The organism is Gordonia sp. NPDC003585, from assembly GCF_040610755.1.
In the GTDB taxonomy this organism is placed as follows: Bacteria; Actinomycetota; Actinomycetes; order Mycobacteriales; family Mycobacteriaceae; genus Gordonia.
This window is the reverse complement of the sequence record NZ_JBEXMX010000001.1, coordinates 1-16080: the sequence shown is the minus strand read 5'-3', so window position 1 is coordinate 16080 and position 16080 is coordinate 1. Positions and strand designations below refer to the sequence as shown.

15 protein-coding genes are annotated in these 16080 nt (G+C 66.5%); 9 read left to right on the top strand and 6 right to left on the bottom strand.

Annotated features, from left to right (window positions below):
• Positions 1–74: 74 nt before the first annotated feature.
• From ABZW74_RS00075 to ABZW74_RS00045, 7 genes are all read left to right on the top strand, one after another.
• On the top strand, positions 75–536 hold the full coding sequence (locus ABZW74_RS00075) for a hypothetical protein (RefSeq protein WP_355272679.1): 462 nt from the start codon (positions 75–77) through the stop codon (positions 534–536).
• Between the two features lie 61 nt (positions 537–597).
• Positions 598–870 (top strand): type II toxin-antitoxin system prevent-host-death family antitoxin, encoded by a 273-nt coding sequence (locus tag ABZW74_RS00070; RefSeq protein WP_240857892.1) that lies wholly within the window; start codon positions 598–600, stop codon positions 868–870.
• Positions 867–1289 (top strand): type II toxin-antitoxin system VapC family toxin, encoded by a 423-nt coding sequence (locus ABZW74_RS00065; RefSeq protein ID WP_240857891.1) that lies wholly within the window; start codon positions 867–869, stop codon positions 1287–1289. The genes ABZW74_RS00070 and ABZW74_RS00065 overlap by 4 nt, the downstream gene beginning before the upstream one ends.
• Positions 1290–1353: 64 nt before the next feature.
• Positions 1354–2778: an FAD-binding oxidoreductase gene (locus tag ABZW74_RS00060; RefSeq protein ID WP_355272675.1), complete on the top strand. Its 1425-nt coding sequence runs from the start codon at positions 1354–1356 to the stop codon at positions 2776–2778.
• A 125-nt stretch (positions 2779–2903) separates the two neighbouring features.
• A complete protein-coding gene (locus ABZW74_RS00055; RefSeq protein WP_240857889.1) occupies positions 2904–3665 on the top strand; it encodes a decaprenylphospho-beta-D-erythro-pentofuranosid-2-ulose 2-reductase in 762 nt (253 codons plus the stop codon).
• Positions 3666–3668: 3 nt separating this feature from the next.
• Positions 3669–5636 carry a galactan 5-O-arabinofuranosyltransferase gene (locus ABZW74_RS00050; RefSeq protein ID WP_240857888.1) on the top strand — a complete coding sequence of 656 codons (1968 nt, stop codon included), beginning with the start codon at positions 3669–3671 and terminating at the stop codon, positions 5634–5636.
• Entirely contained in the window at positions 5633–6379 is a 747-nt protein-coding gene (locus ABZW74_RS00045) for an MBL fold metallo-hydrolase (protein ID WP_240857887.1), read from the top strand. Before ABZW74_RS00050 ends, ABZW74_RS00045 begins: the two co-directional genes overlap by 4 nt.
• Positions 6380–6685: 306 nt before the next feature.
• Here the strand turns inward: ABZW74_RS00045 and ABZW74_RS00040 are convergent, their stop codons facing one another.
• The 4 genes from ABZW74_RS00040 to aroQ form a co-directional block, all read right to left on the bottom strand.
• Positions 6686–7648 carry a DUF389 domain-containing protein gene (locus tag ABZW74_RS00040; protein ID WP_240857886.1) on the bottom strand — a complete coding sequence of 321 codons (963 nt, stop codon included), beginning with the start codon at positions 7646–7648 and terminating at the stop codon, positions 6686–6688.
• 21 nt (positions 7649–7669) lie between these two features.
• Positions 7670–8029, bottom strand: coding sequence for a metalloregulator ArsR/SmtB family transcription factor (locus tag ABZW74_RS00035; RefSeq protein WP_240857885.1), 360 nt, complete (start codon positions 8027–8029; stop codon positions 7670–7672).
• Positions 8022–8474, bottom strand: coding sequence for an SRPBCC domain-containing protein (locus tag ABZW74_RS00030; RefSeq protein WP_240857884.1), 453 nt, complete (start codon positions 8472–8474; stop codon positions 8022–8024). Before ABZW74_RS00030 ends, ABZW74_RS00035 begins: the two co-directional genes overlap by 8 nt.
• Positions 8475–8700: 226 nt before the next feature.
• On the bottom strand, positions 8701–9180 hold the full coding sequence (aroQ, locus tag ABZW74_RS00025; protein ID WP_240857883.1) for a type II 3-dehydroquinate dehydratase: 480 nt from the start codon (positions 9178–9180) through the stop codon (positions 8701–8703).
• Positions 9181–9238: 58 nt separating this feature from the next.
• Between aroQ and ABZW74_RS00020 the strand changes: the two genes are divergently transcribed.
• Positions 9239–12601, top strand: a complete 3363-nt coding sequence (locus tag ABZW74_RS00020; protein WP_355272667.1) for an arabinosyltransferase domain-containing protein — start codon at positions 9239–9241, stop codon at positions 12599–12601.
• A gap of 112 nt (positions 12602–12713) precedes the next feature.
• Here ABZW74_RS00020 and ABZW74_RS00015 read toward each other — a convergent pair whose 3' ends face one another.
• Positions 12714–13070: a metalloregulator ArsR/SmtB family transcription factor gene (locus ABZW74_RS00015; protein WP_240857881.1), complete on the bottom strand. Its 357-nt coding sequence runs from the start codon at positions 13068–13070 to the stop codon at positions 12714–12716.
• Positions 13071–13129: 59 nt separating this feature from the next.
• Here ABZW74_RS00015 and ABZW74_RS00010 point away from each other — a divergent pair, with 59 nt between their 5' ends.
• Positions 13130–15097, top strand: coding sequence for a heavy metal translocating P-type ATPase (locus ABZW74_RS00010; RefSeq protein ID WP_355272663.1), 1968 nt, complete (start codon positions 13130–13132; stop codon positions 15095–15097).
• 518 nt (positions 15098–15615) lie between these two features.
• Here the strand turns inward: ABZW74_RS00010 and ABZW74_RS00005 are convergent.
• Positions 15616–16080: arabinosyltransferase C-terminal domain-containing protein (locus ABZW74_RS00005; protein WP_355272660.1), on the bottom strand; the 465-nt coding region annotated here is incomplete at its 5' end.

The following is a 16080-nucleotide window of genomic DNA, read 5'->3' as shown; positions in this document are numbered from 1 at the left end:
CACACGAGATCCGTGATGTAGATGGTAGTTCTGTGTGTGCACCCCCGAGTTCGACGGATGAGGAGAGTCGTGGAATGAAGAGGATCTCCGTTGTTCTGGGCGTCGCAGCCGCGATCGCTCTGCTCACCGGATGCGGGGACGACGCGAGCGAGGACTCCGCCGCGTCGACCACCACGAGCATGTCGACCACGACGTCGACGGTCCCGGTTCCGACAACGAGGACCACCGAGGCCGGGTCGACGCAGGTGCCCCAGGAGTGGCCGTCGGACATCCCCGTCGTGAGTGGAGGCACCTACCGGTACCAGCACGGGCAGACCGGCGCCGGAATCCTCGAGGTGCGCGGCCTGGGACCGAGCGCCTTCGACTCGGCGCTCACCCAACTGCAAGGCGCGGGCTTTGCGCCCGTGACCACCGTCGACCCGCCCGGCTCGGACCCCCGCACTGCCACGCTGAGCAAGGGGCAGACCGTGGTGTCCCTGACCGGCAGCACCACGGCGTCGGGATATGTGCTGGTCTACGGCAACAAGCTGCCCTGATGCGACAGGGCCGGCGGCCAAACGATCGTCTCGGGTAGCACAATATGTGCTACCTTTGGCCATGGCAGTCATCGGAATTCGCGAACTACGTCAGCACGCGTCTCGCTATCTTGCACAAGTGGAAGCCGGCGAGGAGGTTTCCATCACGAATCGCGGTCGGACCGTGGCCAAGCTCGTTCCTGTCAGCGCGGATGAGCGCAGTCGCGAGTCATTGATCGAGGCCGGCGTGCTGGTGCCGTCGCGCACGCCGCAGCGATTGCGCGCAATCGATCCCGACGCTCTTCCTTCTCGCGACCTCTCGGCAACTCTCGACAGCATTCGCGACGAGCGATGATCTACCTCGACACCTCGGCGATGACGAAACTCATTGTGCGCGAGACCGAAACGCCTGCGCTGGTCGCCTGGCTCGGACAGCACCCTGACGAGGCGGTGGCAACAAGCGCACTCGGGCGCGTGGAGTTGATGCGAACCGCGGCGCGCGACGCGAGTAGAGGGATCGTCGAACGTGCCCGCGAACTACTCGACAGCATCGATGTACTCGTCCTCACCGACACCGTGATGGAACTGGCCGAGACCATCGGAGCGCCGACGCTGCGTTCCCTGGATGCCATCCACCTTGCGTCCGCGGCGCAACTGGGTGACCACCTCACCGCCCTCGTCGCGTACGACAAACGCCTGCTGGACGGATGCGCGGACCTCAATTTTCCCACCGCGTCGCCGACGGATGAGACCGAGAAACTGGTCGGTGACTGAAGGTCGCACATGAGAACAGCGTGCTTATACGCCCGTCAGGATCACCCGAGTACCCTCATGTGCGATGTCTACTGAAGAGTTGCTGCCGATCACTACCCGCCACCTGGTCGGGTGGTCCCGCACGACACCCACCGAAGGGCACGTGCTCTCCACCCCGTATCCCGAGGTCATCGCGGAGGCGGTGGCCCGCGTCGCCGACGACAACGCCGACAAACCCGACTACCTCAAGCGCGGTGTGATCGCGCGTGGTCTCGGGCGGTCGTACAACGAGTCCGGCCAGAACAGCGGCGGCCTCACCGTCGACATGACACCACTGACCCGCGTCTACTCGATCGACGACGAGACGGGCATCGTCGACGTCGACGCCGGACTGAGCCTCGACGCATTGATGCAGGTCGCGCTGCCGCACGGGCTGTGGGTTCCGGTGCTGCCGGGCACCCGGCAGGTCACCGTCGGCGGGGCCATCGCTCACGACATCCACGGCAAGAACCACCACAGCCAGGGCAGCTTCGGCAACCACGTCGTCGAGATGCACCTCTTGGTCGCCGACGGTCGGGTGCTGACGCTGAAGCCCGAGGGGTCCGACGACGATCCGGACGGTTCGATCTTCTGGGCGACGGTCGCCGGCATCGGTCTGACCGGCATCGTGTTGCGGGCCAAGATCCAGATGAAGCGCACCGAGAGCGCCTACTTCATCGCCGACACCGCCCAGACCGCGACGCTGCAGGAGACCATCGACCTGCACCTTCAGGACGGGTTCGAGGACGGCTACGAGTACGCGTCGGGCTGGTTCGACACCATCAGCGCACCCCCCAAGCTGGGGCGCGGCACGTTCTCCCGCGGCAACCTGGCCAAGCTCGACGAACTGCCGGAGAAGTACCGCAAGGACCCGCTGAGCTTCAACAACAAGCCGCTGATCACCTTCCCCGACGTCTTCCCGCGCGGGCTGGCGAACAAGCTCAGCTTCTCGCTGGTCGGCGAGGCGTACTACCGGATCGGGCCGCCCAGCGAGGGCAAGGTGAAAAATCTGGCGCAGTTCTATCACATGCTCGACGTGTTCGGGAACTGGAACAACGCCTACGGACGCGGCGGCGGATTCTGCCAGTATCAGTTCATCGTGCCGACCGGCAACGAGGGCGAGTTCACCAAGCTGATCGAGGACATTCAGGCGTCGGGCCACGTCAGCTTCCTCAACGTCATCAAGCTGTTCGGCGAGGGCAACAAGGCGCCGCTCAGCTTCCCCTTCAAGGGATGGAACGTCTGCCTGGACTTCCCGGTGAAGGACGGCCTGGCCGAATTCCTCAACGAACTCGATCGTCGGGTCATGGCGATGGGTGGTCGGCTCTACACCGCCAAGGACTCGCGCACCTCGGCCGAGAGCTTCCACAAGATGTATCCGCGCATCGACGAGTGGCTCGCCGTTCGACGCCGCGTCGACCCGAACGGCGTGTTCATGTCCGACATGGGCCGTCGTTTCGAGCTCGGCTGACCCACCCCGCTCCCTGAGGTGCGCCCTTCGATACGCTCGCAAGCTCGCTACTCAGGACCCGCCAAGCGAGCCTCGAAGGGTCAGCAACCAGACCACACAGACTATCGAAAGCGAGAAGTAAAGAGATGATGAACGCCGTCGGCGCTCCCCAATCCATCCTGGTTCTCGGTGGCAGCTCCGAGATCGGGCTGGCCATCACCGCCGAATACCTCAAGAAGGGACCGGCCCGCGTCATCCTGGCGACCGTTCCCGGCGACCCCACCGCCGAGGCGGCCGAGGCCAAGGCCAAGCAGGCCGGCGCTAGAAGCGTCGAGCTCATCGACTTCGATGCCCGGGCCACCGACACCCACCGCGACGTGATCGACAAGGCCTTCGCCGGCGGCGATGTGGACGTCGCGATCGTCGCCTTCGGCATCCAGGGCGACGACGAGCAGGCGTGGCAGGACCACAAGCTCGCGGTCACCGAGGCCGAGATCAATTACACCGCAGCCGTTTCCGTCGGTGTGCTGCTCGGCGAGAAGATGCGCGAGCAGGGCCACGGACAGATCATCGCGATGAGTTCGGTTGCCGGCGAACGTGTTCGACGCAGCAACTTCGTCTACGGCTCCACGAAGGCGGGCCTCGACGGCTTCTACCTCGGCCTCGGTGAGGCCCTGCGGCCGTTCGGTCCCCGGGTTCTCGTGATCCGGCCCGGACAGGTCCGCACCCGCCTGTCGGCGCATGTGAAGGAAGCACCGATGACGGTGGAGAAGGAAGACGTCGGCCGGCTTGCGGTCGCCGCCGCGACCAAGGGCAAGGAGATCGTCTGGGTGCCGGGACAATTCCGGTTCGTGATGATGGTCCTGCGGCATATCCCGAGGCCCGTCTTCCGTAAGCTGCCCATCTGAGAAATGACCGCGCCCGCAGGTTCTTCCACCGCAGGTCTGTCGAGACTCGGACGTGACGCGCTCACCATTGCGATCGCGGTCGTCGTCGGGGCCGTCGTCTCGATGGCCGGCCTCAAGGTGATCGACGTCGTCGACTGGCCCGCCTACAACGCGTCGAACGTCACGCGCGCACTCACCACGGCGGGTCAGATCATCGCGATCGCGGTGGTCGTGGCGACTGCGCTGTTGTATCGCTACGGCCGTGCGCGCGTGGCGATTCCGTTCCTGTCGGCAGCGGCGATGGCGGGGTTCGTCACCGTCACCCTCGGCATGCCGCTCGGTGCGACCCGGCTCTATCTGTTCGGACTCTCCGTCGACCAGGAGTTCCGGACCGAGTACCTCACCCGCATGACGTCGAGTCCACATCTCGCGGACATGACCTACGTCGACCTGCCGCCCTACTATCCGGCCGGATGGTTCTGGTGGGGTGGACGATTCGCGAATGTGATGGGGCAACCCGGCTGGGAGGCCTACAAGCCGTGGGCGATCGTCTCACTGGCCATCGCCGCCGCGATCACCGCGATCCTGCTCAACCGGATGTACGGCGCCGATCGCGGGGGCGCGATCGCACTGGCGGTCACCACGGTTGCACTGCTCTACGCCGCACCGGAACCCTATGCGGGCGTGCTGGTTCTGCTCGCCGTGCCGATGGTGATCGTGCTGACCTATGCGTTGCGAGGTCGATCGCGGGCGGCCGACGGACCGGTGCGTGCGACGAGTTGGCCCGCGGTGATCGCAGCCGGCCTGTTCGTCGGGCTGTGCGCGACGATGTACACACTCTTCATAGGCCTGTTCGCGATCGTCGCGATCCTGCTCTCGCTGTACTTCGCCGTGCAGGGCTGGCGCAGCGTTGCCAACAAGACGGTCGCGACCGACCAACTGCGCAGTGAACGCCGCACCATCCTCGTCGCGGTGGGTGGTCGCCTCGTCGCCATCGGTGCGATCACCGGACTCGTCGCACTGACCGTCTGGGCACCCTATCTGTGGGCGCGTGTGACCAACCAGCCGGCCAGCGGCGGAACCGCCGAACACTATCTGCCGGAGCGGGGTTCGATCCTGCCGGTGCCGATGTTCCAGTGGAGCCTCGTCGGCGTCATCACCATGATCGGACTGGTGTGGATCCTGCTGCGGTTCCGGCAGCGCACCGCCGCCCTCGCGTTCGGCGCGACGGTGGTGGCGGTCTACCTGTTCTGCCTGTTGTCGTTGCTGATGACGGCGGCCGGGTCGACGCTGCTCTCCTTCCGCCTCGACCCGATTCTCGCGGTGGTGTTGTCGGCGGCGGGCGTCTTCGGAGTGGTCGAGTTGGCGCACTGGGCGGTTCGGCGGTTCGGCGACGTCAGGTTCGTCGTCGGTGCCCTCGCGACGATCGCGGCGATCGCGATGGCGCAAGGCATTCCGGCGCATCTGAGCACCGAGATCACCACTGCCTACACCGACACCGATGGCTACGGGGAACGCGGCGATCATCGACCGCCCGGTGCCGAGTCGTACTATCCCAAACTTGACACACTCATCCGGGCGCAGACCGGACGCGCGCCGACCGACAACATCGTGCTGACCGCCGACTACGGCTTCCTGTCGATCTATCCATACTGGGGATTCCAGGGCCTCACCTCGCACTACGCGAATCCATTGGCCGAGTTCGACAAGCGGGCGGCCGCGATCGAGCGCTGGTCGAAGGCAGAGACCCCGCAGGAACTGATCGAGAAGCTGAACGGCTCGCCGTGGCCCGCGCCCAACGTCTTCCTGTTCCGCTACAGCCCCGACGGCTACACCCTGCGCCTCGCCGAGGACGTGTACCCGAATGATCCGAATGTGAAGCGCTACACCGTGACCTTCGATCCCGCGTTGTTCGCCGACCCCCGCTTCACCGTCACCTCCGACGGCATCGGGCCGTTCGTGCTGGTGGTTCGCAAAGCGGTTGCCCGATGAGCGGGTTCACGATCGAGCGTGTGGACGGCGACGCCGGCACCGCATATCTCGTCGGGACCGGTCCAGTCAATTGGGTTGTCCTCCAAGAGGGTTCCGATCTGACCTTGATCGACGGTGGATATCCGGGACAGGCCGACGCGGTGGTCGAATCGATTCGCGCCATCGGCGCGCGACCTGAGGACATCCGTGGTGCCCTACTCACCCACGCGCACGTCGATCACCTCGGCGGACTCGCAAAGCTGCAGAAGCGCTACGGATTCGACGTGTTCATGGACCCGGTCGAGGTCGCGCACGCGCGGCGTGAGTATTTGCAGCAAGCCGACGTCCGCGACATCGCACCGATCGCCTACCGACCACGGGTATTGCGATGGCTGGCGACGGTGACACCGCTCGGCGTCCTCAGTCGCACCGGACTGCCCGACGCGCAACCGTTCCCCGAACCGTTGGATCTTCCCGGACGTCCGAAACCCGTTGCTGCCCATGGCCACACCGACGGGCACAGCGCCTACCTCGTCGCCGACGAGCAGGTGCTGGTCTCGGGCGACGCGCTGGTCTCCGGACACCCGATCTCCGCGATCGCCGGACCCCAATGCATCGCCGACGCCTTCCAGCACGACGTCGACGAGGCCCGGCGCACGGTCGGCGACTTCACCCGACTCGACGCGACCGTCCTGTACCCCGGCCACGGACCCGTCCACCGCGGCAGCGTGGCCGACGCGGCGAGACGAGCGCTCGACATCTGAGCCCGGATCTGTAGCAGAACCTCGAGAAATTGAGCCGAACAACGCCCGCTGCCCCCGCTCCTTGAGTCCCCTTCCGCCGGCTGAGGTGCTCGAGGCGCTAGCCGAGAGCCTCGAAGCCCTGGTGAGACACGGCAATTGGGCATCCCGGTAGCAAAGGTCACCAGGCCTTCGAGGCTCCTCGCTAGCGCTCGTCGCACCTCAGGCAGCGGTAGAGGCAGCGCTCGTCGGACCTCAGGCGGCGGTAGAAGGGCCAGCGCCTCGAGCCAGCGGAGGGAGACATCCGGTTGCTGTAAGGCCGACGCTCGCTCAGGACAACTCGTCGTTGATCTCCCGAACACGCGCCGCGCGACGGTTCGAGAACGGTTTCCACAGTCGCTTCTGAAGCCAGAACGTCAGGCAGCCGGCCATCGTCATGCCGACGATGTTGACCACGAGTTGCAGTGCGGAGCCGCGTACTTCGGACCACTCGGCGAACGCCGCGGCGAGCGCGAGATTGCCGGCCGCCGGAATCGTGGTGACCGAGATGAACACTCCGGCAAGGCCGCCGGTTCGCGCGGAGGTGATCGACAGCACGCCGGCTACCGCAGCCACGATCGCGACGATGAACGACCACTTGTCCGGCGAGTAGATGAAGTCTGTCTCGGGGTGATGAGTGATGTCGTCGATGCTGATCCAGCCCAGGCCGCGCGCGATCGCGGATAGTGCCAGCGTCGCCACCATCGCGACGGCGAACCCGATCGTCAGTGTGCGGGTGGCCATCCAGAACAGGTTTGGGCGGCGGAGCACCACGCCCACGCACATCGCGATGATCACCCCGAATTCCGGACCCAGCACCATCGCGCCGATGGTGAGGATCTGCGAGTCGAGAACCACCGCGATGGCCGCGAGGGTCGTCGCCAGGATCATGAACCCGAGGTAGGTGAAATTGAGTTCGGAGTCGCCGTAGGCGCGCAGGCCCACTTGCGGCCACACCACAGCATCCGACCCGAAGCCGGGTGCGCGACGGTCGGCCTCGAGTGCCTGCCGCGAGATGAACGCCTCGACTTCTTCGACCCGGAGACACCCGTCGCTGTCGACGCCGAGTTCACGGATCGCGGCGATGAGATCGTCGGCGGCCTCGCGAGCGACGTCGACCTTCACCAGGTCGCCCACCGGACGCAACGACGCCCCCCGCACGACGGCGATCGAACTGACCGCTTCGTCGTCGGTCACGAGTTCGAGAACGCCGTCGGTGAGGTGACCGGGGCAGGACAGTTCGAGATGCAGCACGTCTGTATTGTGCCGCGTCCCTCACTCTTTCGACGTGTGCCGAGCCGGGTCGGTGTCAACAGCACTCTCGGCCATCGTCTTGATCCGGTTCAGTCGGCGATCCCAGCCGCGGGCGATATCGTCGAGACGCCGGGCTACTCCCGACAGGCGAGACCCGACCGCCTCGTGTCGGATCTCCCGCCCGACCCGGACGGGCGTGACCAGTCCGGCATCGGTGAGCACACGGATGTGTTTCGCGATCGCCTGGCGGGAGATCGGGAGTTCGGTGGCCAGGGTCGAGGCCGACGCGGGCTCGCGGCCGAGGCGCACCAGGATCTCCCAGCGGCTGTCGTCGGCGAGCGCGGCGAAGACCTCGACCGTGGCGGCGTCGCTCTCAGGCACGGGACTCCTGCCGGGTGAGGTAGTCCCGGGCGAGCTCGAGTTCGATGCGCCAGCCGTCCGTGTGGTCGTCGAACCGGGAGCGTCGATCGGCCTCCGTGTCGTCGAGGGAGTCGAACCCGCTCTCGGCGACCTTCAGTATCACGCCAGAATCCGTTGGGGTGATCCAGAATTCGACGACTGTCGAGGTGCTCTGCGGGTTGTCGGCGTCGATGAGCCACTGGAATGCGGCGTACCGCGGTTCGTCGAGTTCGACGACTCGCATCGCGAACGAACCATGCGTCGGATCGTGGACGACCGTGACCTCGCCGCGCACCTCGATCCGGTGCTCGGTGATCTCCTTGTCGTTGATGTACCAGCCCGGTTCGGACACCAGCTCCCAGACGCGTTCCGGCGGGGCGTCGATGCTGATCTCTCGTTCGATGCGGTCGTAATCGGCGGTCGTCATGAGAACTCCTCGTCGTGGATTCATGTGCAACTCCATGGTTGCACCATCGCACATGAAGTGCAACCCCTTGATTGCAGTTAGTCGTCGTGTCTCACCAAGGGCTTCGAGGCTCGTCGACTTCGAGACGCCCCATGCTCGTACCTCGCATGGGCTCCTCAGCCCGGCGGCTTGCGCTCCTCACACCTCAGCCACCGGAATCGGACTCACGACGCAGCGGCAAGGGTCGTCAGGCGACCAGATCGGCCAGACGTCGAACGGCGAACTCATAGCCGCGAATGCCGTAGCCGGCGATGACGCCGGACGCGATCGGCGACACGTAGGAGTGGTGGCGGAAGGGTTCGCGGGCGCCGACGTTGCTGATATGGACCTCCATGACCGGGACCTCGGGGATGACCAGCGCATCCGCCAGCGCGACCGAGGTGTGCGTCCACCCGCCCGGGTTGATCACGATGCCGCAGATCTGGCCGACGGATTCGTGAATCCAGTCGATCATCTGACCCTCGTGATTGGTCTGGGCGGCGCGCAGACCGAAACCGAGGTCGGCGGCGGTGCGCTCGGCGAGGTCGACGACGTCGGCCAGCGTCGAGGCGCCATAGACCTCCGGATCACGGATGCCCAGGGTGTTCAGGTTCGGCCCGTTGAGCAGCAGAATCGGGAGCGGCTCGGCATTCTCCGCAGTACGGTCGGCGTCGACGTCGTCGGACATGGCACCAAGCGTAGTTGCCCGCGAGACATCCGGGCGCACCCGTCCCGGCAGGTCCGGCATGAGCGCGGGGCTACCATCTCTCTTTGTGCCATCAGCCCCGACCGTGAGACGAGCCAAACTCGTCGCGATCGTCACCGGTCTGCTCGGGCTGTTCATGGCGCTCGCCACCCCGCTGATGCCGGTCAAGCAGACGACCGCCGAGATCAGCTGGCCGCAAGAGGGGCAGATCGGGTCGGTGTCGGCCCCCCTGATCAGCTATGTCCCGATCGACCTGGACTTCTCGGTGCCCTGCTCGGCCGTCGACCGTCTTTCCGGCGACCAGTCGGTACTGCTGTCGACCACGCCGAAACAGGCCGAGAAGAGCGGCGAGCGCGGCCTGTTCATCCGCGTCACCGGGACGCCGGATCAGCCCGCCGATCGTCGCACCGTGGAAGTCGTCAACCGCAATGTGCCGCTGGCGTCGGCGACCCTGGCCGACGTCCGGTCGCAGGACTGCCGGGAGATCGTGGTGCACGCGGACGCCGACGACGTGTCGGCGGAGTTCGTCGGCATGCGCGGCCCCGACGGGCAGCCGCTCATGGGGTCGACGTCCACCAAGGACCAGTACGAGTACTTCCCCGACCAGCGACCGCAGGTGACCGGCCTGTTCACCGATCTGTCGGGCCCGGCCGCCGACGTCGCCGGACTCAGCGCGCACGTCACCATCGATTCCCGATACAACACGGCGCCGACGGTGCTGAAGTGGCTGGTCGTGATCGTCGGCGTCATCGCGACGCTGTTGTCGTTGGCTGCACTGGCCGTGCTCGACTCCACCGACGGCCGGCGCCATCGGCGCTTCCTGCCGGCCCGATGGTGGCACCTCAACGCGCGCGACTATGTGGTGATCGGCGCGCTCGTCGTCTGGCACATGATCGGCCCCAACACGTCCGACGACGGGTACCTGCTGACGATGTCGCGGGTCGCCCAGCTCACGGATTACACCGCGAACTACTTCCGTTGGTTCGGTGCACCAGAGGCACCGTTTGGCTGGTACTACCAGGTGTTCGGGCTGCTCAGCCATGTCTCCGTTGCCAGCCCGTGGATGCGGCTGCCCGCGCTGATCTGCGGCATCTTGGTGTGGCTCATCGTCAGCCACGAGGTCCTGCCGCGCCTCGGACGTGCGGCACTCACCCGGACGTCGGTGAACTGGACCGCCGCCTTCGTCTTCCTCGCGTTCTGGTTCCCGTTCAACAACGGCCTGCGGCCCGAGCCCATCATCTGCCTCGGCGCACTGCTCACCTGGTGCTCGGTGGAACGAGCCATCGCCACGGGCCGACTGCTCCCGGCTGCGGTGGCCTGTCTCATCGGCGCGTTCAGCCTGGCGGCCGGGCCGACCGGCGTGCTCGCGGTGGCCGCCCTGATCGCCGGCGCACGGCCGATGATCATGGCGCTCATCAAACGGGCCCGCGCCATCGGCAACGGGGCGTGGTCGTATGTCGCGTTGATCGCGCCGATCGTGGCCGCCGGGACCTTCGTCGTCTTCGTCGTGTTCTCCAATCTGACGCTGCGATCATTCCTCGAGGCGTCGACGATGAAGAGTGCGATTGGACCGTCCCGACACTGGTTCAGCGAGATCGACCGCTACAGCGCGCTGTTCGCGTTCTCCGCCGACGGCTCGATCGCGCGTCGCTTCGCGGTTCTGACGATGATCATCGCGATGGTCGTGTCCGCGGCCGTGCTGATCCGCAAATCGCGCATCCCGGGAACGGCTTTGGGTCCGTCGCGCCGGATCGTCGGCATCACCTTCGCGTCGCTCGTCTTCCTGATGTTCACGCCGACCAAGTGGACCCATCACTTCGGTGTGTTCGCTGGGCTCGCCGCCGCTTTGGCCGCGATCGCCGCCATCGCGGCGAGCCACCAGGCCATGCATTCGCGGCGCAATCGCACGCTGTTCGCCGCACTCGTGCTGTTCATCACCGGCGTCGCCTTCACCGCGCCGAACTCGTATTACTACTACTCGTCCTGGGGCATGCCGTGGGGCATCAGCCAGGTCACCATCGGCGGGCTCATGCTGGGGCAGCTGCTGCTCTACGCATCGCTGCTGTTGCTCTTGGTTGCCCTGTGGTTCCACTTCCGCGAACCGTTCACCGGGACCGATCCGGCGGACGAGACCGCGGCCCCCACACATGCACGCGCGTACCGACGTCTTGGCAGCTCGATGGCGGCAGCGCCCCTGGCCTACGTCGCCGCGGCCGTGGTCGTCTTCGAGATCATCACCGCGGTGTTCTCCGGGATTCACCAGAGCAGTTCGTTCTCGACGCCGCGGTCGAACCTCGAGGCGCTCGCCGGCCACGAATGCGGCATGGCCGACATGGTGTGGGTCGAGGAAGACCCCAACCGCGACATGCTCACGCCCGTCGACGCCACCCTGGCCAATCCACTCGGTGGTCCCTCACCGGCGCCGGGTACCAATCTCGCGCCGGGCACCGTCGGCTTCTCCCCCGACGGCGTCCCCGACGACCTGTCGAGCACCGCAAGTGAGGGCTCGCTCGGCGTGCTGGCCGGCAACGTGGCGGGCTCGCCCGACGTCCTCAACTCCAACCCCGGCGCCACCGGCGGCGGCGATCCGCTACCGGTCGCGGGGGTCAACGGAAGCCATGTGCCGCTGCCGTTCTTCCTCGACCGCGCGCGGACCCCGGTGATGGGCAGTTACTCGCTCACCGATCAGGTCCCGGCCCGACTCACCTCGGGATGGTATGCGCTGCCACCGAATTGGCGTGACCGACCACTGTTGACGATGTCGGTGGCCGGCGAATACGACAACCCCAATCTCACGCTGCAGTACACCTCCGACCCGATCGGACCGGCCACCCGCGACGCCGACCTCAAGCCTGCAGGCGACACCGAACTCATCGATCCGGGACCGCGCCCGTCGTGGCGAAACCTGCGCTACAACACCGACGAACTCCCGCCCGACACCACTGCCGTGCGCATCGTCGCGACCGACGACAATCTGTCCGAGGACCGGTTCATCGTCGTCACCCCGCCTCGCCTGCCGAAGATGAAGACCCTGCAAGACGTCGTCGGGCGTGAGGATCCGGTCCAGGTGGACTGGACGTCGGGTCTGGCGTTCCCGTGTCAGCGTCCGTTCTCCCACAATGTGGGCGTGGCGGAGATTCCGCAGTGGCGGATCAAGCCGGGCGCCGACCTCGCCGCCGCCGTCTCGGCGTGGCAGGACTCGTTCGGCGGCGGACCGCTCGGCTGGCTCGAGGTGTCCCAGAAGCCGACGGCGCTTGCCACCTACCTACAGGGCGACATCGGACGCGATTGGGGAGCGCTCGAACGCTACGACCCGTACGGCGGCGTCACGACCGAAGCCGACATCCAGACCGGTACCGCGGTCCGCAGCGGGCTGTGGAGCCCGGCGCCGATCCGGCAGTAGCGGCTTCCCCGCCGGCTGTGGTGCGAGGAGCGACCTCCCGCTGGCTGAGGTATGAGGAGCGCTAGCGACGAGCCTCGAAGCCCCTGGCGAGGCGACGACTGGACTCGCCAGCTCACGCGGTGTCGTCGCCGCGCTCGCCGAGGCGGAGATGTTCGATATGGTAGATCGCCTCGTCGAGCAGCGACGCAACGTGTGAGTCGTACAGGCTGTAGATGATGCTGCGCCCCTGACGGGTCCCCACCACCAGACCGAGAGCTCGCAACAGACGCAGTTGATGCGAGACGGCCGGCTGTTCCATTCCGACCGCCTCGGCCAGATCGGTCACCGAGCAGGGCTCTTGCCGCAACTGCGTGAGAATCAGCAAGCGATTCGGCGACGCCAGCGCCTGCAGCGTCTCGGCGACGGTGGCCGCGGCCGCAGGGTCGAGTGGGCCGCTCGGCGTCGACCTTCCCTGCACTCCATGGCCCATGAATGCAGTCAACCACATCCCTAATATATGTACATATCTACATGTGTATTCTTCTACATATGTCTGAGGCGACACTCCTGTCCCCCTCGCGAGCTGTCACCACCGGCGACTCGGGACGCCGCTGGTGGTCGGACGTCTGGGCGGTGCGCTCGGTGCGGTGGGCGACGGCCGCGACCGTCCTGTTCGTCTGCGGACTGGTGATGCAGGTGGCCGGCGGGCCGAACTGGCTGATGTGGACGCTCTACCTGGCGTGTTACGCCACGGGCGGATGGCAGTCCGCGCGCGACGGTCTGACCGCGCTTCGTCACCGGATAATCGATGTCGACCTGCTGATGATCGTCGCTGCCATCGGCGCCGCCGCGATCGGACAGATCTTCGACGGCGCGCTGCTGATCGTCATCTTCGCCACGTCGGGCGCCCTCGAGGACGTGGCCACCCGGCGCACCGAGGACTCCGTACGCAACCTGCTCGACCTCGCACCCGATCAGGCCACCCGAATCGATGCCGATGGCACCGAGACCACGGTCGACGCAGCAAGGTTGACGGTTGGCGAAGTGATCGTCATCCGGCCGGGAGAGCGGATCGCGGCCGACGCCACGGTCCTCGACGGCGCCAGCGACGTCGACCAGTCCTCCATCACCGGCGAGCCACTCCCGGCGGCAAAGGCGATCGGCGACACCGTCTACGCCGGAACCCTCAACGGCACCGGAGCATTACGCGCGCAGGTGGGAACCGACCCCGAGGCCACCGTGGTTGCACGTATCGTCGCGATGGTCGGCGAGGCAAGTGCGACCAAAGCGACAACGCAACTGTTCATCGAGAAGGTCGAGCGCGTCTACTCGATCGCGGTCGTTGCCGCCACCGTGGCGCTGTTCGCGATCCCACTGGCCACGGGCGCCGAGCTACAGCCAACTCTGTTGCGCGCCATGACCTTCATGATCGTCGCGTCGCCATGCGCCGTCGTGCTGGCCACCATGCCGCCGCTGCTCTCGGCGATCGCCACCGCAGGCCGACGCGGCGTCCTGGTGAAATCCGCTGTGGCCATGGAAAAGCTGGCCGATATCGATCTGGTCGCCCTGGACAAGACCGGCACCATCACGACCGGACAGCCCGTCGTGACCGACATCGTCGCCCTCGACGAAACCCACGACCCCGACCAGGTCCTCGCAATCGCTGCCGCCGCCGAGAACGACAGTGAGCATCCGCTGGGTCGCGCCATCGTCGAAGCCGCAGCTCAACGGGAGATCAGGGTGGCCGCGGTCGCCGACTTCGCTGCGCTACCGGGGCGAGGGGTGCGTGCGTCACTCGATGGCCGGACGGTCGAAGTCCTCAACGCCACACAGATTTTCGGAGACTCGCGCGTCAGCCGCTCGCGCGTGCGCATCGACGACGCCGGCGGAACCAGCGTGGCAGTCCTCGACGACGGACACCCGATCGGTGTCATCGGCTTGCACGATCGAATCCGGCCCGAAGCCGCGTCCGCCATCTCCACAATGACCTCGGTGACCGGCAGCACCCCGATCATGGTGACCGGCGACAACAAGGCGGCCGCTCAATCCATTTCGCCGGCAGTCGGTATCGACGAAGTCCGCGCCGATCTCTTGCCGCAGCACAAGGTCGACGCGGTCCGCGACCTCCAGGGCCGGGGATCCCGAGTTGCTGTGGTCGGCGACGGCATCAACGACGCACCTGCCCTCGCCACCGCGGACATCGGAATCGCCATGGGCCACATGGGCGCCGACCTCGCTCTGGCCACCGCCGACGTGGTGATCGTCCGCGACGACCTCGACGCCGTACCCGCACTGCTCGCCCTTGCCCGACGCGCGCGGCGGGTGGTCATCGCCAACCTCGCCATCGCCGCGACCTTCATCGCGGTGCTGGTTACCTGGGATCTCGTCGGCCATCTACCGTTGCCACTCGGCGTGGCCGGACACGAGGGCTCGACAATCCTGGTCGCACTCAACGGACTTCGCCTGCTGTCACCGCGGGCGTGGCCGACCCGTGACCGCCCGGCTCCTGTTGGTTGAGGCGCCGTCCTGAGCTTGGATCCGTGGAAGGCAGAGCTGGGCCCGAAATTCCGCTGCCTGAGGTGCGACGAGCGCTAGCGAGGAGCCTCGAAGGCCTGGTGACCGTCGTTACATGGTCGCCGAATTGCCTTGTCTCACCAGCCCTTCGAGGCTCTCGGTTAGCGCCTCGAGCACCTCAGGGAGCGGAGTTGGGCCGGTCTGCGTCCTTGCGGTCATCGTTCGACACGCTTCCACGGATCCGGGCTGAGGAGCGAGCTTCACGAAGGGAGCGAGCCAGGGAGCCCAGGTCCCCTTCCGCCGGCTGAGGCGTCGCCCTGAGGAGCGAGCTTGCGAGCGTCTCGAAGGGTGCGAGCCTGCGAGCCTCGAAGCCCTTGGTGACATGAATATGGTTGTCTCACCAGGCCCTTCGAGGCTCGTCGCTGGCGCTCCTCGCACCTCAGGGAGCGGGTGGCGCTGCACGGTCAACGGTTGGGGACGCACGATCAACGGTTGGGGACGCACGATCAACAAGGTTGAGGTCAGTTCTTGACCGCGCGCATCGGTCCGGGTGTCCACCAGCCCCAGTGGACGTCCTCGGTGAGGTCGATCTGGGCGGGCACTTGCGGTTTCAGCGGAGTCAGTTGCTGCAGACTGCCCCAGTCCTTGGCCCAGTCGTTGCGGAGATAGGCCGGCAGGACGGTCGGGCGCAATTCGTTCTCCACGATGCCGAGCGGGCCGCCGTAGTCACCGGCCATCCAGCGGCGCGAGTTCACGCGCTCGCCTTCGGCGTCGGGGGTGATGCGCCACATCGGGGTCTCCAGAACCCCGTTGTGGACCGACGCCGGACGCTGGCACGGGAAGGCGAAGGCCACCTCCCAGTCGAGCAGCACCGGATCTTCGCCACCGACAAGCGAATTCAGCGTCACCAGGTTCGACACCCGGGGCGGTGTGACGGCCAGCCACTGCGCTTGGTCGGCCGAGGTGTCGTCGGCGACGACGCGCAC